This is a genomic window from Collinsella sp. SGI.178 (assembly GCF_050313495.1).
Taxonomy (GTDB): domain Bacteria; phylum Actinomycetota; class Coriobacteriia; order Coriobacteriales; family Coriobacteriaceae; genus Collinsella.
The window spans coordinates 22,194-45,336 of the sequence record NZ_JBNPLM010000014.1; the positions used below are offsets into that span (position 1 = coordinate 22,194).

Annotated in this window: 17 protein-coding genes; 1 reads left to right on the forward strand and 16 read right to left on the reverse strand. The window is 61.3% G+C overall.

Annotated features, from left to right (window positions below):
- Nucleotides 1–13: 13 nt before the first annotated feature.
- The 8 genes from ACQRAQ_RS05430 to moaA form a co-directional block, all read right to left on the reverse strand.
- A complete protein-coding gene (locus ACQRAQ_RS05430) occupies nucleotides 14–367 on the reverse strand; it encodes a hypothetical protein (protein WP_427794160.1) in 354 nt (117 codons plus the stop codon).
- A 143-nt stretch (nucleotides 368–510) separates the two neighbouring features.
- Nucleotides 511–933, reverse strand: coding sequence for a hypothetical protein (locus ACQRAQ_RS05435; RefSeq protein WP_427794161.1), 423 nt, complete (start codon nucleotides 931–933; stop codon nucleotides 511–513).
- 821 nt (nucleotides 934–1,754) lie between these two features.
- Entirely contained in the window at nucleotides 1,755–3,431 is a 1,677-nt protein-coding gene (gene gatB / locus ACQRAQ_RS05440) for an Asp-tRNA(Asn)/Glu-tRNA(Gln) amidotransferase subunit GatB (RefSeq protein ID WP_427794162.1), read from the reverse strand.
- Nucleotides 3,431–4,945 (reverse strand): Asp-tRNA(Asn)/Glu-tRNA(Gln) amidotransferase subunit GatA, encoded by a 1,515-nt coding sequence (gene gatA / locus ACQRAQ_RS05445; RefSeq protein ID WP_427728665.1) that lies wholly within the window; start codon nucleotides 4,943–4,945, stop codon nucleotides 3,431–3,433. The genes gatB and gatA overlap by 1 nt, the downstream gene beginning before the upstream one ends.
- Nucleotides 4,945–5,256, reverse strand: a complete 312-nt coding sequence (locus tag ACQRAQ_RS05450; RefSeq protein WP_427794163.1) for an Asp-tRNA(Asn)/Glu-tRNA(Gln) amidotransferase subunit GatC — start codon at nucleotides 5,254–5,256, stop codon at nucleotides 4,945–4,947. Before ACQRAQ_RS05450 ends, gatA begins: the two co-directional genes overlap by 1 nt.
- Before the next feature lie 299 nt (nucleotides 5,257–5,555).
- Complete coding sequence (locus ACQRAQ_RS05455; protein WP_427794164.1) at nucleotides 5,556–6,842, reverse strand: MFS transporter; 1,287 nt, start codon at nucleotides 6,840–6,842, stop codon at nucleotides 5,556–5,558.
- A gap of 265 nt (nucleotides 6,843–7,107) precedes the next feature.
- Nucleotides 7,108–8,412 (reverse strand): molybdopterin-guanine dinucleotide biosynthesis protein B, encoded by a 1,305-nt coding sequence (mobB, locus tag ACQRAQ_RS05460; RefSeq protein ID WP_427794165.1) that lies wholly within the window; start codon nucleotides 8,410–8,412, stop codon nucleotides 7,108–7,110.
- A 4-nt stretch (nucleotides 8,413–8,416) separates the two neighbouring features.
- Nucleotides 8,417–9,472 carry a GTP 3',8-cyclase MoaA gene (gene moaA, locus ACQRAQ_RS05465; RefSeq protein WP_427794166.1) on the reverse strand — a complete coding sequence of 352 codons (1,056 nt, stop codon included), beginning with the start codon at nucleotides 9,470–9,472 and terminating at the stop codon, nucleotides 8,417–8,419.
- 209 nt (nucleotides 9,473–9,681) lie between these two features.
- Between moaA and ACQRAQ_RS05470 the strand changes: the two genes are divergently transcribed.
- Nucleotides 9,682–11,028, forward strand: a complete 1,347-nt coding sequence (locus ACQRAQ_RS05470; RefSeq protein WP_427794167.1) for an MATE family efflux transporter — start codon at nucleotides 9,682–9,684, stop codon at nucleotides 11,026–11,028.
- Between the two features lie 155 nt (nucleotides 11,029–11,183).
- On the opposite strand, the gene ligA is transcribed toward ACQRAQ_RS05470, so the two are convergent.
- From ligA to ACQRAQ_RS05510, 8 genes are all read right to left on the reverse strand, one after another.
- Nucleotides 11,184–13,412, reverse strand: a complete 2,229-nt coding sequence (gene ligA, locus ACQRAQ_RS05475) for an NAD-dependent DNA ligase LigA (RefSeq protein ID WP_427794168.1) — start codon at nucleotides 13,410–13,412, stop codon at nucleotides 11,184–11,186.
- A gap of 448 nt (nucleotides 13,413–13,860) precedes the next feature.
- Nucleotides 13,861–15,321, reverse strand: a complete 1,461-nt coding sequence (locus tag ACQRAQ_RS05480) for a S1C family serine protease (protein WP_427794169.1) — start codon at nucleotides 15,319–15,321, stop codon at nucleotides 13,861–13,863.
- Between the two features lie 209 nt (nucleotides 15,322–15,530).
- Nucleotides 15,531–16,193: a response regulator transcription factor gene (locus ACQRAQ_RS05485; protein WP_427794170.1), complete on the reverse strand. Its 663-nt coding sequence runs from the start codon at nucleotides 16,191–16,193 to the stop codon at nucleotides 15,531–15,533.
- Between the two features lie 50 nt (nucleotides 16,194–16,243).
- Entirely contained in the window at nucleotides 16,244–17,581 is a 1,338-nt protein-coding gene (locus tag ACQRAQ_RS05490) for a glutamine synthetase family protein (protein WP_427794171.1), read from the reverse strand.
- A 134-nt stretch (nucleotides 17,582–17,715) separates the two neighbouring features.
- Nucleotides 17,716–18,738: a LacI family DNA-binding transcriptional regulator gene (locus tag ACQRAQ_RS05495; protein ID WP_427794172.1), complete on the reverse strand. Its 1,023-nt coding sequence runs from the start codon at nucleotides 18,736–18,738 to the stop codon at nucleotides 17,716–17,718.
- 124 nt (nucleotides 18,739–18,862) lie between these two features.
- Nucleotides 18,863–19,555 (reverse strand): GntR family transcriptional regulator, encoded by a 693-nt coding sequence (locus ACQRAQ_RS05500; RefSeq protein WP_427719797.1) that lies wholly within the window; start codon nucleotides 19,553–19,555, stop codon nucleotides 18,863–18,865.
- A gap of 330 nt (nucleotides 19,556–19,885) precedes the next feature.
- Nucleotides 19,886–20,413 carry a hypothetical protein gene (locus ACQRAQ_RS05505; protein ID WP_427794173.1) on the reverse strand — a complete coding sequence of 176 codons (528 nt, stop codon included), beginning with the start codon at nucleotides 20,411–20,413 and terminating at the stop codon, nucleotides 19,886–19,888.
- A gap of 680 nt (nucleotides 20,414–21,093) precedes the next feature.
- Complete coding sequence (locus ACQRAQ_RS05510) at nucleotides 21,094–23,043, reverse strand: NAD(P)/FAD-dependent oxidoreductase (protein WP_427794174.1); 1,950 nt, start codon at nucleotides 23,041–23,043, stop codon at nucleotides 21,094–21,096.
- Nucleotides 23,044–23,143 lie beyond the last annotated feature (100 nt).

Consider the following 23,143-nt stretch of genomic DNA (forward strand, 5'->3'; position numbering starts at 1 on the left):
AGGGGGCCTCCACTCACAGGATCATCCCCTTTTGGCGATAATGCTCATCCATGGCTTCGGAATAGATTGTGTCCCAATCGCGATCGTCGGATACGGGCGACGTAGCGATGCCCAGGTCCGCGTAAATCTGATCCACCGCCGCCCATGATGCGACAAGCGGCGAGGTGGCACCAGCGCTAGGCGGCTGGTCGTCAACGGCCGACAACACCTCTTCGCACGAACCGCCACCCTGCGCAACCTTGGCCACCACCTTTTTGATGAGCTCGGGCAGTGGCCCGCCCGAAAGCCGCAGCGCCTCCTCGGCGCGGTTCTTGACCTGGCGATCCACGCGAACGTTCACCTGCGCCATGCCGCTAGCAGCACCCACGTCGATCTCGCTCCCTTCAATTGCTAGCCTCGATAGCAACTCTATATAGAGACGCTATCAAATGGTCAAATGCAAAAGGCCTGCGTCCGGACGACACCGATGCCATCTGGGCGCATGCCAGATAACGTGGGCAAACACGTCTGCTAACGCAGGTAAGCCTTCGCGTTGCTCAGGCTGTAGGCGATCGTCGAGCCGTTGTGCAGCAGCGACGATGCCTGCGGGGCAATCGCGCCGGTAATGCCCAGTACCAAGAGCGCCGAGTTGGTGAGCATCACCTTAGAGTAGGAGCTCGTCAGACGATCAACGAGGCCCTGGCTCATACGGCGCAAGCGCACGATCGCAGCAAGATCCGTATCGGTCAAAGTGCTCGGAACCGATGATGGCGCGACGCCCTTCGATGGACGAAGCGATGCCGTGCGCCACGATGTACTCGACGGCAGCATGCCGCACGCAATGCCCTGCACGCAGGCATTCTTTACCGGAGCGCTGGCGAGCAGCTTGATGCCAGCCGTACCAAGCAGAAAACCGCCACCGACAAGCAGGGTGTTAAACGTCGGCTTCTTCATGTTGCTTCTCCCTTTTGCCGCATTGGACACGGCACGGTGCCTCAGCACCCAAGTGAATAAGTTTGCATGAGCACCCTTTTGGATAATAGTTAAGAAGGACTAGCTATTAAGGTCAAAAATGGTTAACTTTCTGGAAATCTTAGGGTGCAGACCGGCCGACTTTCGACAATCGGTCTGCCGCAACGTACATCTCCGGCATCCAAGAAAGACTCTCCCCCCCCCGTCCCAGCAAATCGAGGTCTAATACTTTTCCCGAGAAGTGAACGAGCAAAATCGGACCCCTGAAGCATCCGCATTTTTTAGTAACAAAACCGCAGGGAAAACTCGGCAAAACCGCAGGAAACAGCGTCCAAATAGTGTCGATGCTTCAGAGGTCCAAATAAGGTCGTTCACTTCTCGGGAAAAGTATTAAGCTTCGCTTTCCACAGCCCAAAAATGTGACCAAGGGACCGTCCCTGCGCCACATCCACAAAAAAATGAGGGTGCCAACGGCACCCTCATTCACCAAATTCCATTCAGCCCGACTGACCAGAACGGCTGAGTCGCCACGGAACCCGGGAGCCCCGGCAGGGCGGGCGCTTGCTCAAAATGAGTTCCCTTCAAAAACAATGGGCGCGCCAACGGCGCGCCCATTCACTCTATTTCCATTCAGCACGACTGACCAGAACGGCCGAGTCGCCACGGAACCGAGGGGCCGGGCGCAGGGCCTTGCCTCTCAATGAGTTCCGCACGAACAGGAGGCGCCAGTGGCGCCTCCGTCGTGAGTCAGGACTGTCCGAAATTGAGAGGCAAGGCCCTGCGCCCGGCCCCTCGGTTCCCGCTTACGAGAGCGAGGTTCTCAGCAACTCGTTGAAGAGCTTTGGGTTACCCTTGCCGCGACTCGCCTTCATGCACTGGCCCACCAAAAAGCCGATGACCTTCTGGTTGCCGTCACGATACTGCTGTGCCTGCTCGGCACAGTTTGCCAGCACCTCGTCCACAATCGGCTGCAGCGCGCCGGCATCGCTCACCTGACGCATACCGCGCTCGTCGACGATCTTGTTGGGGTCGTCGCCGGTCTGGGCCATGGCCTCAAAGACCTCGTGAGCCTGGTTGGAGCTGATGGCATCGGTCGCCAGCAGCTTGGCAAGCGCTGCCACCTGAGCCGGCGCGATGCCGGACTCGACGAGCGACACGCCCGCGCCCTTAAGGTAGGCGATCATCTCGTTCACCAGCAAGTTTGCAACCGTCTGGGCCTCCTTGCCAGCCATACCGGCAGCGGCGGCCTCAAAGAACTCGGCAAACTCCGGGTCACCGGCGATTTGCTCGGCATCGGCCGCCTTAATGCCAAAATCGGCCTCAAAACGGGCGCGCTTGGCATCGGGAAGCTCGGGAATCTCACCTCGGCAGCGATCGATGAACTCGTCGTCCAGATCGAACGGCGCCAAGTCGGGGTCGGGGAACAGACGATAGTCGTCGGCCGTCTCCTTCACACGCATGACCACGGTGCGCTTGCGGCTGGGCTCCCAGTGGCGGGTCTCCTGATAGATAATGCCGCCCTCCTCGAGCACCTCGGCCTGGCGGCAAATCTCGTAGGCAAGGCCGTCGTGCAGGCTCTTAAACGAGTTGAGGTTCTTAAGCTCGGTTTTGGTGCCCAGCTTGGTCTCGCCGCGGCGGCGCAGCGACACATTGCCGTCGCAGCGCATGGAGCCCTTCTCCATGGAGCAGTCCGAAATGCCCAGCGTCACAAAGATGCGACGGAGCTTTTCCATAAACAGGCGAGCCTCCTCAGGCGTACGCAAGTCGGGCTCGGTGACGAGCTCGATCAAAGGCGTGCCGCAGCGGTTGTAGTCGACGAGCGACTCGGCAGCGGCGGTAATGCGGCCCTCGGCACCGCCCACGTGCACCATCTTGGCAGCGTCCTCCTCCATGTGGATGCGCAGAATGCGGATGGGCACCGTGTAGGAACCGTCCTCGCGACGCTCGGGCATCTGCAGGTTGGACGCGTCATAGCTGGCCAGATGGCCGGCGCGCTGGTTACCCTCGCGCATGGTCGACGTCATGGACGTGGACAGGCCCTCGGCGTTGGCCGAGGCGCTCGCCAGGCTCTGGGCCTCGGCCTCGCCAAACGCGCAATCGGGGCGCTCTGCAGCGCCGCGACCAGTCACGTCCAGGTCCAGGTGACCGTACATGGCAAAGGCGACCGGACCCTGCGTGGTCTGAAAGTTCTTGGCCATATCGGGATAGAAGTAGTGCTTGCGGTAGAACATCGAGTGGCGCTGGATCTCGCAGTTGGTGGCGAGGCCGGCCTTAACGATGCTCTCGATGGCGCGCTTGTTGGGCACCGGCAGGGCGCCGGGCAGGCCCAAGCACACCGGACACACGTTGGCGTTGGGCTCGTCATCGTGGCTGAGCTTGCAGTTGCAGAACATCTTGGTATCGAGTGCGGTGAGCTCGGTATGAATCTCCAGACCGATCACGGCCTCCCAATCCTGCAGGACCTCGGAAAGCTCCTTCATTACAGCTCGCCTCCCTTCCCGGCAAAATCGGGTGCGACGGAAAGCGCGGGCGCACCCGTGGCGGCATCGGCAAAGCCGCGCTCCAGGGCGCGGGCAAACGTGAGCAGCTGACGGTCCTTAAACGCCGGACCCACCAGCTGGGCAGAAACGGGCAGCTGAGTATCCTCGCCCAAGCCCAGCGGCACCGAGATACCACCGTTGCCGCAAATGTTGAGCGAGATGGTGTACAGGTCGGAGAGGTACATCTGCGTGGGGTCGCTGATCTCGCCAAACTTAAAGGCCGTGCGCGGCGAGGCGGGCATGAGGATGGTGTCCACCTTGGCATACGCGGTGTCGTAGTCCTGCGTGATGAGCGTGCGGGCCTTTTGCGCAGCGTAGTAATACTTGTCGTACACGCCCGAGCTCAGCAGGTAGGCGCCGAGCATCTGACGGCGCTTGGCCTCGGCGCCAAAGCCGTGGGCGCGCGACAGCGAGCTCTGGTCGGACAGGTTGGCGCAGCCCTCCTCCTGATAGCCGTAGCGAATACCGTCGAAGCGGGCCAGGTTGGAGAACGCCTCGGCCGGGCCGATGACGTAGTAGGCGGCGATGGCGGCATCCAGGTGCGGCAGGTCGACCTCGACCAGCTCGGCGCCCTGGTTCTGCAGCTCCTGGGCGGCGCGCTGAACAGCGGCCTTGACCTCGGACGTCAGGCCCTCGGCCTCCATAAACGCGGGGATGATACCCACGCGCTTACCCTCGATGCTATCGTTGAGATGCTCGGTAAAGTCGACGGCGCAATCCTGGCTGGTGCAGTCGTACGGATCGTGGCCCGCGCCGGTAAGCGCGTTCATGGCCAGCGCGACATCCTCGACCGTGCGGCCGAAGGGGCCCACCTGGTCGAGCGACGAGCCAAAGGCGACCACGCCGTAACGGCTCACGGCGCCATACGTGGGCTTAAAGCCCACCACGCCGCACAGCGACGCCGGCTGGCGAATGGAGCCGCCGGTGTCCGAGCCCAGCGAGAGCGCGACCTCGCCCGCGGCGACAGCGGCAGCGGAGCCGCCCGAGGAGCCGCCGGGCACGCGCTCGGTATCCCAGGGGTTGTTGGTGCGGTGGAACGCCGAGCTCTCGGTGGAGCTGCCAAAGGCAAACTCGTCCATGTTGGCCTTGCCCATGGGCAGGCAGCCGGCATCGAGCATGCGCTGGACGCAGGTGGCGGTGTAGACGCTCTGGTAGTTCTCGAGCATGCGGGAAGCGCAGGTGGTGCGCGTGCCCACAAGGTTCATGTTGTCCTTGATGGCCAGCGGCACGCCCGCGAGCGGGGGCAGCGGCTTGCCTGCGGCACGATCGGCATCCACGCGCGCGGCGGCCTCGAGCGCAAGCTCGGGCGCCACCTGCAGGAATGCCTGGACCCCGCCCTCGCGCGCCTCGATGGCGGCAAGGGAGGCCTGGGCCACCTCGGTAGCGGTAAAGTCGCCAGCGGCAACGCCCGCGGCAATCTGGACAGCGGTAAGGGAATCGAAGCTCTGCGCCATTACTCGCTCTCCCCCTCTCCCAAAATGGACGGCACGCGGAAGTAGCGGTCGCGCGCGCTGCCGGAGTTTTCGAGCGCGACGTCGAGCGGCAGGTCGCGCTCGGGCTCGCGCAGGTCATCACCCATCACGTTGGACAGGCTTCCGATGGGATGGAACGTGGGCTCCACGTCGGGCAAGTCATATTGCAAGACGGGCTCGAGCATCTGGACGGCATCGTTCATGTAGGACGTCATCTGGGTGAGCTCGTCATCGGTCAGTGCGATCTTTGCGTACTCGGCGATACCGCGCACGTCTTTCTCGCTGAGTGCCATAGGCGCTCCCTTCCGCATAACAGTTAAACCGCTCTAGTATACAAGGCAACGCCGGCTTGGAGCAGGCGCTTTACCCAAATGCAGCGAAAACGTAACGAGGGTGGCGGTTGGCAGGCGGCGGGCCGGCGGTTCTGCAGCGAAACCGCACCGTCCATAGCGAAAACCGCCACAAAGGTGCCTGTGAACTGCGCCCTTTGTGGTGGCCGGACCCGCAGGATGGCATGACCGGGGCGCAAACCATCACAACATTCGACGTTATTCGGCAAAATCGCGATTTTCATCGAATGTTGTGATGGTTTTTACTGCTTTGCGGCACGATCCAAATGCCGGCGTCCAAACAGCAGCAGTGCCGCGGGAACCGCCGTCACGACCATACCCGCCCCGATGAGCGTCTGCTGCACGCCAAACGTCGCCGCCAGCCACGGGGCAATCGCCAGCGGCGCCACGCCGGCGAACATGTTGCCAAAGCCCATGACCGAGTTGACGCGACCGAGCTGTTCGAGCGGGGCCGTCGTTTGCACGATCGTGTTGTGGAGCGGATTGACGACGCCCCAGGCCACGCCCAGGGCAATCTGGCCGACGAGGGCTACGCCCACGTACGGCGTCCCCACATAGAGCAAACTTCCCAGGCCCACGGACAGAAGCGCCACAAGCAGCGTCTTAAGGTTGACCAGGTGCGGCGGCAAGCGGAGCGCGACCACGGCGCCCAGCACCGCGCCCACGCCGCAGGCAGACGAGAGCCAGCCCATCCACTCGACACCGACATGCAGGACATCACGGTAGAAGAATGACTCCAGTGGATCGAAGGCGCCATAGCCAAAGTTCGAAAGGAAAATAATGCAGAACAGCAGGGCGAGGACGCTGTTGGTAAAGACTGTCTTGATGCTGGTCACGAAGGTGACGCGGGTGGATTTATTGGAGTCGGAGCTTTGAATGGCAGTACTTGCCGTTGTGCTGCTATCCGCGGGAGCACTTTCGCGCGCGGCGACGCGACCTGCTTGCGGCCTAAAGCCCCAACCGGCGACGAGCGCCAGTACGGTAAAGATCATCATGAGCAAAAACACCGCGTGTGACGATGCAGCCGCCGCGACAAAGCCGCCCAGTGTGGGGCCGACGATAATGCTCACGTTGGAGAGCATGGCGATGGCGGAGTTGATGTCTTTGAGCTCGACGGGGTCGTCGGTGAGATACGCCGGATAGGACGTGGCGACGGGCTGGGCGAATCCTATCACAAAGCCCAGGAGCACCGCGCCGGCAAGGACTGTTCCGGTCGCGCCGCCAAAGGCGATAATCGCCGCGCCGGTTGCCAACGTGCCGAAGATACTCGCCCGGAAATGCCGGCACGGACCCCAAGCGTCAAGCGCCGCTCCACCCGCAAAGGATCCCAGGATCACGAAGACGTTCATAAACAGGACGGCCAGCGATGTCGCAACGACCGAGGCATCGTCTGCATAGGTGAGCGTTCCGATGACGCCGATGAAGTAGCTGGTCTGAAAGCCGGTATATATGAGGAAGCGCATTGCCACCAGGTGCTTAGCCTGCGCGGACAACGAAGGGTGAGGTTTTGAGAGAAGAGATACGAGCACGGAGACTCCTCGTTTCATACGAATACGGGCGGTGGACATTCGCCACCGTCTGTCAAATCAATCTATCCGCATGAAACATTAAGGACGCATCAGGACCCTTCTCTCCGTTTTTCGCCCGTCATGAACTACTTTGTAGATTGTAAGGCATGTCACAAAAATCTACCAAAGCAAAAACCACCACAAAGGTGCCTGGCCCCTCTGTGGTGGAAATGACGTTTGCCCAGATAAAACCTGCCAAAATGAACCTGTCCCTTTTTGGCAGGTTTTAGGCCAGGTGGTCTTGGATAAGGTCGCAGATGGCGCGGGCGTCGTTGATGTTGATGGCTCGGGTCGCAAAGCCGGCATCGAATGCCTGGCGTGCCAGGGCTTCGTTGCAGGCAAGGGCCAGCGTGTGACCGTCGACCAGGTCGAGCGAGCTCTTGCCACGCAGACGGTCGACACCGGAGCGCGCGACCACGATGTTGTCGAAATCCTCGGTCTTGTAGCCCTCGATGATCACCACGTCGACATCGTTGTAGCGCGACAGCAGCTCGCGCGCGGGCATCTCGTCCTCCTCGCGCGTGTCGGCGTACTCCGCCCAGCGCGTGGCGCAGATGAGGCCCACGTGCTTGGATCCGGCCTGGTGATGGCGCCAGGTATCCTTAGCGGGCACGTCGATATCAAAGCCGTGATGCCCGTGATGCTTGAGCGAACCCACGCGCAGGCCGCGACGGGTGAGCTCGGCGATAACCTTCTCGACGAGCGTGGTCTTGCCCGAGTTTTGGTAGCCGATAAACGCGATCGCGGGGACGGCCGGTGTCGGAGCTGCGGGCGCGACGGCGACGGGTGCGCTCGCGGGTGCGGCACCGTCAGTGGCCACGGCCTCAACAGCAGCGGCCTGACGCTCTGCGCGGTCCCACACGCCCGAGCGGCCGCCCTCCTTGTGCAGCAGGCGCACGTCGACGATCTCCATACCGCGATCAACCGCCTTGCACATGTCATAGATCGTTAGGCACGCGGCACTCGCGCCGGTCAGGGCCTCCATCTCGATACCCGTCTTGCCCGTCACGCCAGCCGTAACCAGTACGTGAAAGCCAACCTGCCCGTCCGCGCGCGCCGGTGCCCAGCCCTCGGGCACGTCCTCGGCCGGCGTCCCCGCCGGAGCGATGGGCGCAATGTCGCACTTACTCTTGGTAATAAGCAGCGGATGGCACATGGGGATGATGTCGCTCGTGCGCTTGATAGCCATAATGCCCGCCACGCGCGCGCAGGCGAGCACGTCGCCCTTTTTGGCGCGGTCTTGCAGCACCATGGTCTGCGTCTCGGGGTGCATAAGGATGGTGCCCTCGGCGATGGCGATGCGATGGGTCTCGGCCTTGTCGGACACGTCGACCATGCGTACCTCGCCCTTGGCGTCCACATGCGTCAGCTCGTCGCGACGGGCGTCGCGGGCGGGCTCGGTGGCAGCACTGGCAGACGGCTGCGCAGACCCGTCGGCGTTGCCAGCATTCGCCGCAGCCGTGGCTTTGTGGGCAGACATCGCGGCCCTGCGAGCGGCCTTGGTGGCATCGGCGTACCTGCTCTTGGCCATATGATCATCCTCCGATTTGGGACATAAATCGTTGCGTGCCCTCAATTATCGCGTGTTCCTGCGGTTTGTGGGCCACGGCATCGCGCCAAATCGAAAGTACCTGCATATCATCACCACGGCGCAGGGCGTCGCGCACCGAATACTCGGCATCGCTAAACAGGCACGGACGCACGTTGCCATCGGCCGTCAGGCGCAGACGGTTGCAATTCGCACAAAAATGATTGGACATGGCGCTAATGAAGCCGACCGTTCCCGCCGCGCCCGGAAAGTGCCAATAGCGCGCGGGGCCCGCGCCGGCAGGAGCGTCGTTGATGTCGAGCGGCTCGAGCTCGCCCAGTCCCGCCGCGGCGGCCCCGACATTGATGCGTGCCCGCAGCTCGTCGCTCGGTACGGTATCGCTCGCGTCCCACAGCTCGGGATTGAGCGCGGGCGCATGCGGGTCCACAGCGCAATGCGAGCTCGTGTGCTCGTCGCCGATGGGCATATATTCGATAAAGCGCAGGTGGATGGGACGGTCGAGCGTGAGCCGCGCGAGGGCCGCCACATCCTGGTTGAGCCGGCGCACAACAACGCAGTTGACCTTAACGGGCTCAAAGCCCCAAGCCAGCGCCGCGTCGATGCCGGCCATGGTCTGCTCGAGCCGACCCAGGCGCGTGATCTTTCCAAAGAGCGTAGGGTCGAGCGTGTCGAGCGAGATGTTGACGCGGTTAAGCCCGGCATCTTTGAGCTGCGGCGCCAGCTTGGGCAGCAGGGCGCCGTTGGTGGTGAGCGAGATGTCCTCGATCTGAGGGATCGCGCGGATGTCGCGAATAAGCGGAATAATACGGCGGCTGACCAGCGGCTCGCCGCCCGTCAGGCGCACGCGGCGAATGCCCTCCCCCGCCATCAAGCGCACAAAGCGGGCGATTTCCTCGGCGCTGAGTAACTCGTCGTGTGCACGGGGCGCCACGCCATCGGCCGGCATGCAATAGATGCAGCGGAAATTGCACTTGTCGGTAACGGCGATGCGCAGGTAGTTGATATCGCGGCCAAAACCGTCATGCTGCACGTGCCCGTCCACGCAGCCCTCCCCTCACGCGGCGTTTTATTCTTCGAAAAACATAATACCCCCACGAGAGAATCATGCCGACACCCGTACGACAGGACAGGTCGCTTTGAGCAAGACCGGCTTCCCAAGCCCATCCTCAACACGCAAACCTTGACGCTACAATCGTTGTAGGGTTTTCACTACACTGGTACGGAAACAGACCCAGCCAGAAAGCCCCACCTATGGAACACGACCTCACACGCGGCAATGTCCTTAAGACCATCGCGGTCTTTGCCCTGCCCTATATGCTCTCGTACTTTTTGCAGATGCTCTACGGCATGGCCGACCTGTACATGATGGGGCAGTTTAGCGGTGCCGCCGGCATCACCGCCGTGGGCAATGGCGCACAGACGCTCTATATCATTACCGTGACGCTCGTGGGTCTGGCCATGGGAACGACGGTTATCGTCGGCCACGCCGTGGGCTCGCGCCGCTTCGATCGCGCCGAGACCGTCATCGGCAACACCATCACGCTGTTTATGGGTGTCTCGGTAGTGCTGGCAGCCATCCTGCTCGCACTGTGCCCGCAGATCGTGGCACTTATTGGCACGCCAGCCGAGGCAGTCGAAGGAACCGCCGCCTACCTGCGCATCTGCTTTGTCGGCATTCCGTTTATCGCCGCATACAACATCCTCTCGGCCATCTTTCGCGGGCTGGGCGATTCGCGCTCGCCCATGTACGTGATCGGCGTGGCGTGCATCATCAACATCGCGCTCGATTTTCTGTTTATCGGCCACTTGGGGCTCGGCCCCGTGGGTGCGGCACTCGGCACGGTAACCGCCCAGACGGCAAGCGTTGCCCTCGCGCTCGTGTGGCTTAAGAGCCGCCGCACGAACATCCATGTTAAGCGCAGCGACCTGCGCCCCCAGCCCGAGGTGCTCGGCAGCATCCTTAAGATCGGCGTGCCCGTGGCCGTGCAGGACGGCTGCATCCAGGTGGCGTTTATGTTTATCACCGTCATCGCCAACCACCGAGGGCTCGTCGACGCCGCCGCCGTGGGCCTGGTCGAAAAGATGATCAGCTTTTTGTTCATTGTACCGAGTTCCATGGGCGCCACCGTCAGCGCACTCACGGCGCAAAACGCCGGCGCGGGCAAGGGCGACCGTGCGCGTCAGGTGCTCAAAGACGCCATGACCATCTCGGTGGTGTACGGCTGCCTGATCACGGTGCTGATGTGGCTGGTGGCGACGGCGTTTATTGGCTTTTTTGCCAAGGACGCTGCAGTAGTCGCTGCCGGCACCGGCTATATGCGCAGCTACATTTTCGATGCAATCTTTGCCGGCATCCACATTTGCTTTAGCGGCTTTTTCGCTGCATATGGTAAGAGCTACATCGGCTTTGCGCACAACGTGCTGGCCGTGGCACTCATTCGCGTGCCGGGCGCGTGGCTGCTGTCGAACGCCTATTCCGACACGCTGTTTCCCATGGGCATCGCCTCGCCGTGCGGGTCGATTCTGTCGGCAGTCATCTGTGTTGTCGCGTTTACCGTGCTCAACCGGCGCGGGGCTTTTGACAAGTTAGCAGCGTAGCGGGGCAACGCGAAATCGCCCTCATTGACGACATCATCAGCGACGACCCCGCGACCTACGTGACGCAGATCACGATGCCGGTTTCCCCAACAAAGTAAGAACCGCCCGGAAGGCATCGCGCTTTCGGGCGGTTCTTCAATTTGACTATTGATGCCTTAAGCCTGGGGCACCTCACCGGTAGCCAAGATCTGCTCGAGTGCGTCCTCGTCCAGCACGGGCACACCCAGCTGCTCGGCCTTGGTAAGCTTGGAACCCGCTTTGGGGCCGGCGACCAGATAGCTCGTCTTCTTTGACACGCTGCCCGAAACCTTGGCGCCGAGCACCTTGAGCGCCGCGCCCGCCTCGTCGCGCGTGCGGTTGACGAGCGTGCCGGTGAGCACGAAGGTCAGACCCGCGAGTGGCTGTGCGTCGGCGAGCTCGCCTGCCACGCCAGCGTCGGCTGCGGCCTGCGCGTGCGCGGCGCCCAAGTCGACCTCGAGCGACAGGCCCGCCTGGCGCAGGCGCTCCAGCACGGCCAGGTTCTCGGGCACGGCCAGAAACTGCTTGACGCTCGCCGCAATCTTGGGGCCGATGCCCTCGCACTCGGCAATATCCTCTTCGCTCGCCAAGATAAGCTTGTCAATCGACAGGAATCGCTCGGCGATGACCTCGCCCACGCTCTTGCCCACGTGACGGATGCCCAGGGCAAACAGCACGCGACCGAGCGGCTGACTCTTGGACTTGTTGAGCTCGGCGATGATTTTCTCGGCCGTCTTGAGGCCTACCGGAATGGGGTCGCCCTTCTTAACGCCCTTTTTGCTGTTGGAGCTGGCATAGGTGCGCCCCGTGTCCAGGCCTGCGATGTCATCGACCGTGAGCTGGTAGAAGTCTGCGACGTCGTGAATCAGGCCGGCGGCGATCATCTTGTCGACGATCTCGTCGCCTAGGCCATCGACGTCCATGCAGCCGCGGCTCACCCAGTGGAGCAGGCGCTCCTTGAGCTGTGCGGGGCAGTCGATGGACACGCAGCGGTAAGCCACCTCGCCATCCTCGTGGACCACGGGGCTGCCGCACACGGGGCAGACCTCGGGCATATGCCAGTCGACCGAATCGGCCGGACGCTTGTCGAGCACCGGGCCCACGACCTCCGGGATCACGTCACCCGCCTTGTGCACGATGATGGTATCGCCCTCGCGCACGTTTTTGCGGCGGATCTCGTCGATGTTGTGCAGCGTGGCGCGCGCGATGGTGGAGCCGGCAACCGTCACCGGGTCGAACTCGGCGACCGGCGTGAGCACACCGGTGCGGCCCACCTGGATGCGAATTTCGCGCAGGATGGTCTGCTTTTCCTCGGGCGGGAACTTAAAGGCAATGGCCCAGCGTGGTGCGCGAGCGGTAAAGCCCAGGTCGAGCTGCTGCTGGAAGCTGTCAACCTTTACGACCACGCCGTCGATGTCGTAATCCAGGTCGCCGCGGTGCTCGAGCGCCTGGGCACAGAACTCGTGGACCTCGGCCGGCGTGGCACAACGAGCCACGTTGGGGTTGACGCTAAAGCCGGCGCTACGCAACCAGTCCAGAAACTCGCGCTGGCTGTGGACGTGCAGCGGGTCGGTATCGGCGATGGCATAGATAAAGGTGGCCAGATCGCGGCGCGCCGTGACCTTGGGATCCTTCTGACGCAAGGATCCGGCAGCGGCGTTGCGCGGGTTGGCGAAGGGGTCGCGGCCCTCGGCATCGGCCTCTTCATTCAGGCGAACAAAGCTGCCCTTGGGCATATAGACCTCGCCGCGTACCTCGATGGTGCGCTCGCGGTCGGCGCCCATATGAGCGAGCGCCGGCTCGGATAGGTGCATGGGCACATCCTTGATGGTACGGACATTGAGCGACACGTCCTCGCCCGTGGTGCCGTCGCCGCGCGTGGCGGCGCGCACGAAAGTGCCGTTTTGATAGGTAAGCGCGACGCCCAGGCCGTCGATCTTGAGCTCGCAGGTATAGGTGACGCTACCGGCGCCGAGCGCATCCTCGGTGCGTTGGAGCCACGCGTCGAGTTCGTCCAGATCCATGGCATCGTCCATGGAATACATGCGCGCCATGTGCTTGACCGGCGTAAACTGCTCGCTCACGTAGCCGCCCACGCGCTGGGTATAGCTGTCGGGCGTCACCAGGTCAGGGTAGGTAGCCTCGATTTCCTGCAGCTCAACGAGCATTTTGTCAAAGGCAGCGTCCGTGATCTCGGGCGCATCGAGCATGTAGTAGCGGTAAGCATGGTAGTCGAGCTCGTGGCGCAACTCAGCCGCGCGCGCTGCCGCCTGGGCACGGGTATCGGCCGGCGCAGCGGTATCCGTGCTCGCTGGCGTTTCGGTATCGATGTCCACGCCGTCACCAAACAGGCTCGATTGCTCCATAGCGGCACTCCTTCGCTCGATTTCAAACGGATACAAGAGTACCACCGGTCGCGATGGGGCCGAATAGCGGTCTCAAACCGCACCGAATTGGCAGCGACCGGACCAGGGTTGGACAGTTAGTTCAGATTTGTATAATTACGCGCGCCGAATCGAGCTGAAATATCGGCTTTTCGCCCCAATCAATCGTTCTGAACGGCAAATTAGGTTTGCTTCCGTCTTCGAGACACCCATCTCGGCCCGTCTTTCATTTCAAAACCGCTCAAAACACGCCTCAGACCGCACCCGTTTTATACAAATCTGAACTAACTGTCCAAGCCCTTCCGAACCATGCCCTTGCCATTTCTAAATGATCCGTTTTCCTCCGTCCCCAACGGATCAATAAGAGAAGAGGGGCTGTCCCGCGCTGGCGGAACAGCCCCTCTGGCTTCGATATGTGCGATACAGCTCGTTAGAAACCCTGACCGTAGCCTTGCCCCTGACCCTGTTGGCCCAGCAGTTCTTCCAGGTACTGGCGCAGTTGCTCGTCGGTAATGCCGCCGTTGCCGGTGTCGGTCGCGCTGTCGTTCTGCTGCTGGTTCTGCAGCTCCTCATCAGAACCCAGCTCGACCGTGACCTTCTTCTCTTCCTTGCCGCGCACGAGCGTAATCTCGACCTTCTCGCCCACCTCGTGGCTGCGCAGCGCGATAATCAGGCCATCGGCGCTCGTAATCTCATCGTCACCCAGCTTGGTGATGACATCGCCCTCTTGGATGCCAGCCTTGGCGGCAGGACCGTCCTCGACGACACTTGCCACATACGCGCCGCTATCGGTGCCGAGATTGTTAGTGCGGGCGTTGAGCGCGTTGACGCTCGAAAGCGTGGCGCCCAGGTACGGGTGAACCGGCGTCTTGCCATCGATAATCTGGTCGGCGATGTTCTTGGCATAGTTGACCGGAATGGCAAAGCCCACGCCCGAGCTGGAGCCCGAGTAGCTCTCGATAAGAGAGTTAATACCCACGAGTTCGCCATTGTCGTTAACGAGCGCGCCGCCGGAGTTGCCCGGGTTGATGGCGGCATCGGTCTGGATCATGTTGGCGTAGATGGTGTTGCCGCTGGTAGAACTCATGGCCGTGGAGCGATACAGCGCCGACACAATGCCCGTGGAGACAGATTGCTCGTTGCCGAACGGCGAGCCGATCGCCATGACCCACTCGCCCACGTTGAGCTTGGAGGAATCACCAATCTCGATCGGCGTGAGCTTGGAGGCGTCAGCATCCTTGAGCTTGATGACGGCCAGGTCGCTCGAGGCGTCGTTGCCCACGAACTCGGCCTCGTAGGTGGTACCGTCGTCCATGGTAACCACGTACTGGTCATAGCCATCGACCACATGGTTGTTGGTGAGGATGTGGCCCTCGGTATCGAGCACCACGCCCGAACCGACGCTGCCCGAACCATCCGACTCGTCGGCAGACTGCGAAAGCGAGCCATTCTGGCTACCGCTCGAAGTGGCGGTGATGGAAACGACGGAGGGCAGGGCCTTGGCAGAAACGGCCTCGGCAAGCGTGGTGTCCTCGGAGTCGATCGTAATCTTTTGCGTCGATGAACCCGAAGCACCCGCCGTCACGACATTCTTTCCGCCGCCAATGTTGAGCGTGCCACTCATAATGAGCGCGATGACCAGCAGGGCGCCGCAGGCGCAGCCGGCGAGCGCCGTAATAAAGATCGGCAGCTTTTTGGTCTTGGTCTTGACCACCGTGTGCTTGTTTACAACCTGCTGACCGCCCAGCGGCTGGCCGGTCTGTGTGTCGTAGGCCTGTACGTAGGGAATGTTGCCGTCGGCAGGCGTCGACTCCACCTGCACGCGCGGCTGCTGCTGGGTCTCCCCGGCGTTGCCCGCATCCTGGGGACGCTGGGAATCGTTCTCGCTCATGACTGCGATCCTTTCGTCTAATAACCAAAGGCCCGCCAAACATGTGGCGGGCCATCATTGTTCACGTTGAGTTGTACCCCAATATGCGGGCGAACGTGTATGAGAACGCAATCTTTAAGGAATGCTTAAGTTCTGCTGCAAACTCGAAAGGGATCCACGCATGCGGCAAAACCACCACGAAGGCGCCTGCCCCCCTTTGCGGTGAAAAGCTAGTCCTTAAACAGATAGCCCACGCCGCGGACGGTGGTAATGTGCGCCGCGATCTGCGGGCCCACCTTAGAGCGGATGCGTCGAATGTGCACGTCGACGGTGCGCGTGCCGCCGCAGTAGTCAAAACCCCACACGCGGTGCAACAGCACCTCGCGGCTGTAGGCGCGGTTGGGGTGCGTCGCCAAAAAGCTCAGCAGCGAGTACTCCATCAGCGTCAGGTCGATGGGCTCGTCGTCGAGTGTCACCTGGTAGGTAGCCAGGTTAATCTCGAGGTTATCGATGTTGAGCACATCGTCGGCGGTGATGGTCTCCTCCTCGCCCATCAGGCGCTGCGCACGAGCCTTAAGCTCGTTGGGTGTCGCCGTGGGGCATACAAAGTCGGCATGCGCGTGATTGGGCAGGCGCAGGGTGCCGAGCGCCTCGTCGTCGACGATCACCAGCATGGGAACGCCGCCGCGGTCGTCGAGCCATTTGGCAATCTGATCGATGCGGTCGCTGCGGATGCCATCGGAATCGAGGATCAGCAGGTCAAAGTCGTGCGCCGCAGTCGGCGAATCGGGGGTTGCCAGGCTCACCTCGACACCCAGGGTGGTCGTCAAGCTGCGGGCAAACTCGTGGAAGCGCGTCGTGCGCGCCATGAACAGGGCACTCTTTTCGGACATATCGACCTCCAAGGAAATGAGCTCAATCGTACTGGAACGAACCAGCGCGATTAGGAGTTCGCCAGATAATGCTTGATCTCCCACTCGGTAATCGTGGACTCAAACTTATGCCACTCGTCGCGCTTCTTTTTGAGGAAGAAGCTGTGGATGTGCTCGCCGAGGGCATCCTTCATAAACTGCGAGTCCTCAAACACGTCGAGCGCCTCTTTGAGCGAGCGCGGCAGCGGCGTATAGCCGGCCTCGACCATCTGACGGTCGGTAAGCTTGAGCGTCTCGGCCGTTGCCTCGGGCGGGAGTTCCAGCTTGCGCTCGATGCCGTCCAGACCAGCCGCCAGCGTGACGGCGTTGACCAGGTACGGATTGGCCATGGGATCGGGGCTGCGAAGCTCGATGCGCGTGGACAGCTGCTTGCCGGGCTTGTAGACCGGGATGCGGACCATGCTCGCGCGGTTGCGCAGGCCCCACGTAGCGTACTGTGGCACGGAGTCGCCGCCCGTGGTGATGCGCTTGTACGAGTTGACCGTGGGGTTGGTGATGGCGCTGATCTCGCGCGCGTGTGCCAGAATGCCGGCCATATAGTGCTTGGCGATATCGGAGAGGTGGTACTTCTCGTCGTCCTCGCCCCAAAAGACGTTGTTGCCGTCGTGGTCGAACAGCGACTGATGCAAAAACATGGCGCTGCCGTCCTCGCCCGCCAGCGGCTTGGGCATAAAGGAGGCGTGGCAACCGCTCTCGTAGGCCTGCTGCTTAATGATGAGTTTGGCCGTGGTGATGGCGTCGGACATGCTCAGGGCCTCGGCGTGACGCAAGCTAATGCCGTGCTGCGAGCGGCCGGCGGCGTGGAAGGTGTACTCCACGGGCACGGACATCTTCTCGAGCGTGAGCACCGTATTGCGGCGCAGGTCGCGAGCGGCATCGCTCACCGAAAGGTCGAAGTAGCCCACGTTGTCGAGCGGCTCGGGGGTGTGCTCGTCGGGGAAGTAGTAATACTCCAGCTCGGCACCCACGTTGAGCAGGTAGCCGGCCTTCTCGGCCTTATAAAACATGCGGCGCAGGGCGTCGCGCGGGTCGCCGGCAAACGGCTTGCGATCGGGAGTGCACACATCGCAGAACACGCGGGCGACGCCGTTATGGCTCGGGCGCCACGGCAGGATCTGGAAGGTCGAGGCGTCAGGGAACGCGAGCATGTCGGCTTCCTCGGGCGTGGCAAAGCCCTCGATGGCGGAGCCGTCAAAGCCAATACCCTCCTCAAAAGCGACCTCGAGGTCTTCGGGGCTAATGGCAAAGTTCTTGAGGCGGCCGAGAATGTCGACAAACCACAGACGCACAAAGCGGATGTCACGCTGCTCTACGGAACGGAGTACGTAATCGATGTTCTGCTGGTTCATGTCGCTCCCCTTTCTTTCGGGCGGGTTTCGACTGGTCTATATCGCAGATACTATCGCAGAAAAATGTTTCCGCAGGGTTAAAGCGTATCAAGCGCCCAAAAAACGTGCGCGAACAGGCAGTTACGAACGAGCGGCTAGCGCGAGGTCGAAGCGCGGTGTTCGATGTGGCCGGGAACCTCGATGCGTTTAGGCGCCAGCTTTGCGGCATCGCCCACGGTGGTGGTAACAACGTCGATACGCTCGGAGAGGCGATCGACCACGCGCTCGGCGATGGTGAGGGTGTCCTGCGCGGCCGTGGTGACTCCGCCAAAGAGCACATGGTTCCAGGGACAGTCGTCAAACGTCGCGATCTTGAGCCCCGCCGGCAGCGAGGGACCAAGCTGAGCCAGCGCCTCGGTCAGGCTCAGGAAAACCAGGCCGTTGACGGCAATGAGGCCGAGCTCTTTTCCTGCATAGCCGCGGATGGTCTCGTCTAGGCGGCCGACGCCCGTGGCGCCGCCATCGGCCAAGGTGATAACCTCGCCGGCAAGGCCGCGGCGCGAAAGCTCGTCGGTAAAGGCCTCGTCGCGCTCGCGACGGACGGGGCTGTCGTCGCTTGCTTCGGTGAGCAGGCACAGGCACTCGCTGCCCGCAGCAGCCAAGGCGTCTACCAAGCCGGCGACCAGCTCACGGTTGTTAGATGTCACCAGATCGACACCGCCGTCGGCAACGTCGCGGTCGAGCAGCACAACGGGCAGGCGTCCCGCTGCCGCGACGATCGCCTCGTCGTTACCACCGCAGGTATTGACGACCAGGCCGTCCACGCCAGCGTCGATAAGCCTGGTGAGCGACTCGGCCTCCTTGGCGGGATCGTTGCCGCTAATGGCTGTCATGAGCGAGTAGCCGCGCGCGGCGGCGCTGGCGGAAAGGCCCTCGAGCATGGCGCTAGAGAACGGGTTGGCGATGTCGGCCAAGATCACGCCGATGAGGTTGGTACGCGAGCTGCGCAGATTGCGCGCGGCGGCACGTGGGCGATAGCCGGTGCGCTCGATAACCTCCGCAATGCGAGCACGGGTTTCCTCGGTCATTTGCCCGGGGCGGTTATTGAGATAGCGCGAGACCGTGGCCGGGCTCACACCCGCCTCGACGGCAATGTCCTTGATTCTCATCTGCGCCATAGCGCACCCCGTTTCCCCATTGTCGGCAGTCTGAGCCATTTTAGGCATTTTTTAAAATTCTCGGTTGCAAAACGCTGTAGGTGAGCAGCATCGTTTTTGCGTCTCGAGCAGATGCGATAATGGGCTAGATAGCCGAGTCTTTGGACAGCTCAAAATAATCGGGATGTAAGGCGATAACCGGACCTTGCTCTTCGGGCATCAGGTGCAGGTGTGTCTCGGCCAGATAGCTCGCCGCGTCGGTATCGCCCCTCTTAATGGCCTCGAGAATCCGGCGATGCTGCCGACGAATCGGCTCCCAATCTAGATCCTGCGACACCATACGCAACCAGTTGTATCGCTCAAAATGCGTATTGACGCTCTTCATCCAATCCCACAACATGTGACGGCCGGCAATCTCAAAACACGTCTCATGGAACAGATTGTCCAGGTCAAAGAAACGACGCGTTTCGCCATGGTCGAGCGACTCGGACTCGGCAAGAATCTGATCGAGCCGATGCTTTTGCTCGGGTGTGGCGACCGAGCAGCATTTAATGAGTACGCTTCGCTCGAGTTTCTCGCGCAAGAAACAGGCGTTCTCGGCGCGCTCCATGCTGATCTTAGAGACGTAGGTGCCGCTTTTGGGACGCGTTTCCACCAGCTCCTGCTCACGCAGGCGCACAAAGGACTCGCGAATGGGCGTACGCCCGATTCCCGTCTCCTTTTCCAGACCAATCGCCGAAAGGCGCGTGCCGGGCTTGAGCTCGGCATAGATGATCTTGGAGCGCAGTGCGTTGTATGCCTGATCTTGCAAGCTTTGATTATGCTGGTGCTGTTCCATAAAGCCCTCGGATAAACCCTCGGTTAGTCGAATACCACCATGCAATACTATCGCATCGACACGCCCCAGCTCCCAATCAGTCTTTTTGGGACGGGGCTCTTTTAGCTACCCTAGCCCGCAGATCGGCCCCTTGCCACAAAAGTGGCCCATCTACTACGTTAACACGGATAGCCTCGGCCATACCAAAAACCGTGAAAACAAAACCGCAGGTAGGCAGCTTGTCGATTTTCGAAAAAGCCGACTATGGTTGACCTCTGCGGCTTAAACGTAGTAGATAGGCCCTTTTCGTGGCGCAGCACTACTGCACCCCAAATTGACACCCCGAGCCTGTTATAAGTTGCTGCGAAATACGGACGGTTGATGATCAAGGCACGCTATGCGGGTTGCTATAGCTCGAACGTCCCACGTCCGATGCACCAAAGCATTTGCGACAGCTTCGCGAAACGCCTCGAGAGGAATTCGATCGGTTTGGACGCGCTCCATCCCTTCGATACGCTCATAACGGTAGTAGCGTGCAAACATAGCCACCGCCCTGTCCACCTGCTCAATTGCGGATACATTTGTCGCCGCCTCGCGATCCAAGATCACATCCTCGGTATCACCAAAACGGACGCAGTCGATGCCCGGAAAATCATTCTTATCCGCCAAAATCGCCGCAGCGTTGGTATAGCCATCTTTGCCGAGCAAGCGAAGCGTGCGCATAATATCCGGCGTTAGCTCAGAAATGCCGAGATGTTCAACACACTTATGCTCGAGCGTGTGAAAACCCAAGTCCTGGCGAGCCGACGTGAGCGCGTCGAACGTTACGTTGCTGCCTTCGAGCGTCAGCCTGCCATACTCAAACCGGTCGACCTCCACCGTTGCCGAATCGTTTCGCCTGTAGGCCTTCAAGATATAAGACGAAAACCGTTTGCGTACTGATTTATCCGAGACGCAAACGGTTTTCGTCTTGATTTGCGTACGGAATTAAGATGCATAATTTCGCTTTCGTATGGCTCAATACCGGACGCAGACTGTTTTCGTCTGTCAATACGTCTGCAATCCAAACGAAAAGAGCCCCGAGCTCGTATGAACTCGGGGCTCTTGGTGCCGCACATCTATGAGAGGATAAATTCGATGCGTACGGGCGCTACTCCATGAAGCCGCCCTGGGATGGCGGCAACCTCGTCGTTACCCGTCTGATGGGTGTGTTCAAGGCGTCCGTTCCCCTTTTTATCGACGTAACGAGCAAAAAAGCTCGTCGAGGAGACCATCCACACGCACCACGGTGCGGCCGACGCCATCGAGGCGCACAACCCCACTGCCGCTCACGATGCGATGTATCTGCACCTGGCCTACAACCGCAACATGATTGTGGAAGGCACACAGACAAAAGGCATTTAAGGCTCGGCAATGATCTTTCTTTGATAAAACGCAAGCGGCGGCCGCCCAAACACGGGACGGCCGTCGCTTGCGTTTTATCAAATGGTGCAATGGGGTCAGGTTCACATGCACCAAGTTGGTGCAAAGTAACCTGTCCCCATGAAACAAGGGGTTGACTAGAGCTCGCAGGCGACCTTGTAGCCATCGCCGATGGCGTCGCGAATGTTGCCGCACTTGTTGGCGTCGCCCAGCACGTGAGTGGTAACACCGGCTGCCGCCAGGTCGTCGGCCAGCTTGGTGTTAGGACGATAGCCCATGGCAAGCACCAGCGTATCGGCACCGGCAATGGTGTGGACCTCGCCATCCTTCTCGTAGCTGATAGTGTCCTCGGTAATCTCGGTCACCTTGGCCTCGGTCAGCACGTGAACGCCCTTTGAGAGCATGCGCGTGATGAGCACCGCGCGGCCGGCGCCACCCTCGTTGGCGGCGAGCGTCTTGGTCATCTCGATGACGGTGACATCGCGGTTGGCCGGCGACAGGTCGTTGACCAACGGGGCCAGGTAATCGGCCGTCTCGCAGCCAACGGTGCCGCCACCCACGATGACGATCTTCTTGCCCGGGAAAGCCTTGCCGCCCAACAGGTCGTCAGCCGTCATAACCTGCTTAAAGCCCTGCATAAAGGACGGGACGATGGGTTCGGCGCCATAGGCCAGGACGACCTCGTAGCCGGCGTAGTCACGCTGAATGTCCTCGGCAGTAAGCTCGGTGCCAAAGACGCACTTTACGCCGGCCTCGGCCAGGCGACGGTACTGATACTTGATTACGCGGGTGAGTTCCTGCTTTGCCGGCGGAACGGCCGCGATGCGCATCTCGCCGCCCGGCTCGTCCTGCTTATCCACGAGCACCACGTTATGACCGCGCTTGGCGGCAATGTAGGCTGCCTCCATGCCCGCGGGACCGGCGCCCACAACCAGTACGTTCTTGGCCTCGGCGGCGGGCTCGTAGCCAGCCTCGTCGCGCTCCACGTCCGGGTTGACGGTGCAGGAGATGCGCTTGCCAAACATAATGCCGTTCAGGCAACGCAGGCAACCGATGCAGGGACGAATCTCGTCGGCGTTGCCAGCGGCTGCCTTGTTACAGAACTCGGCATCGCACAGATTGGCGCGGCCCATCATACAGATGTCGGCAGCGCCGTCCTCGATCAGCTCCTCGGCGATCCAGGCCTCGTTAATGCGTCCGACGGTGGCGACGGGAATGTTGACGTGCTTTTTGATCTCGCGCGAGCAGGCGGCATGCGAGGCCTGCTGCGTACCGGCGGCGGGAATCGCGGAGCCGCGCTTGATGGTGGTACCGCCCGACACGTGAATCATGTCGACGCCGGCCTTTTCCAGGCGACGCGAGACGTAGATCATGTCGTTGAGGGTCAGGCCGCCATCGGTGTACTCATCGCCCGAGATGCGGACGTCGATGATAAAGTCCTTGCCGCAGCGCTCGCGAATCTCGGCGATGACCTCGAGCAAGAAGCGCATACGGGCGTCGAGCGAGCCGCCGTACTCGTCGGTACGCTTATTGTAGAGCGGAGTCAAAAAGCCGCCGAGCATGCCGTGGGCATGCGCCGCGTGGACCTCGACGCCATCGACACCGGCCTTCTTCATACGTACGGCAGCGTCGCCAAACTGATGCGTGAGCTCGTGAATCTCATCGACCGTGATAGGACGCGGTGCCTCGCGGGCATAGGACGGGCCCACAAAGGACGGAGCGATCAGGCGCGGCGTGCCCGGAATGTTAAAGGCCATGTAGGCGGGGTGGAAGAGCTGCGGCATGATCTTGCAGCCATACTCGTGGACGGCCGCGGCGAGCTTTTCCCAGCCGGGGATAAACGTGTCGTCGTAGCAGCACATGTCACCCGGTAGATAGGTATAGGTAGGCTCAACCGTCACGACCTCGGTAATGATGAGGCCCACGCCGCCCTTGGCACGGGCACGGTAATGATCGACCAAGTCGTCGGTCACATAGCCGTGATCAGCTAGGTTGGTAGATACCGGCGGCATAAAGACGCGGTTCTTGACCTCGGTCGTACCGACCTTGATCGGGCTAAAGAGCATCGGGTAGGCACAGGACTCCATACAGGCTTCCTTTCGTTTAAGCCGCTCGGCGGCAGTTGCTAACACACCTATCGTATCAGCAACTGCCGTATCTGCAGCCATACATGCCCAAGCGCCGTTC